This window comes from Stenotrophomonas sp. Bg11-02 (assembly GCF_002836635.1).
In the GTDB taxonomy this organism is placed as follows: Bacteria; Pseudomonadota; Gammaproteobacteria; order Xanthomonadales; family Xanthomonadaceae; genus Stenotrophomonas; species Stenotrophomonas lacuserhaii.
In genome coordinates this window covers 1-628 of sequence record NZ_PJAY01000027.1, presented here as the reverse complement: position 1 = coordinate 628, position 628 = coordinate 1, and the positions used below count along the sequence as shown (strand labels likewise).

Below are 628 nucleotides of genomic sequence, written 5' to 3'. Positions count from 1 at the left end.
CGGTGTGGTCAGGACCAGCTCGACCCAGGTCTGCACGTCGATCGACAAGGGCAGGATCTGCACGTCGCCCAGCACGACACGCGGGAGGTACTGGCCGAACATTGCCAGCACGAGCGTCACCACCGTCAGCGGAAGCGTCCACCAGAACCGGCGCGAGAAGTCGCGCAGTTCCGGATTGTCATCGTCCTCCAGGCTGGGCATTTCCGGCTCCAGCGCCATGCCGCAGAAAGGACAGTTGCCAGGACCCTGTTGCCGGACTTCGGGGTGCATCGGGCAGGTGTAGATGGCGCCGGGCTGGGCCACCTCGGGCTCATCCCGGGACGTCAGGTAGCGCTCGGGATCAGCCACGAACTTCGCGCGGCATCGCTCCGAGCAGAAGTGAAAATGGGCGCCGGCGTGGTCCGCATGATGCGGCGTGGTGGCGGGATCTACCTGCATGCCACAGACCGGGTCGGTTACCCGTCTATCCGCAGTCTCGACAGGGACTGCGCCTGCGGAGTGATGGTCATGGGACGACGGTGAGTTCATGCCGATGCTCGCTTTAGTGGGGATGGACTGCCAAGGCAGTGTGCCATTGGGGGTTACACAGCTATTCGGGGCTGAGCGTCCCGAGCACTGAAACAACAAC

The 628-nt window shown here is 64.0% G+C and carries 1 protein-coding gene; it reads right to left on the bottom strand.

The window, feature by feature from the left end; all coding sequences use genetic code 11:
• Nucleotides 1–528: YHS domain-containing protein (locus tag CXG43_RS01310; RefSeq protein WP_269801181.1), on the bottom strand; the 528-nt coding region annotated here is incomplete at its 3' end.
• Nucleotides 529–628: the final 100 nt, after the last annotated feature.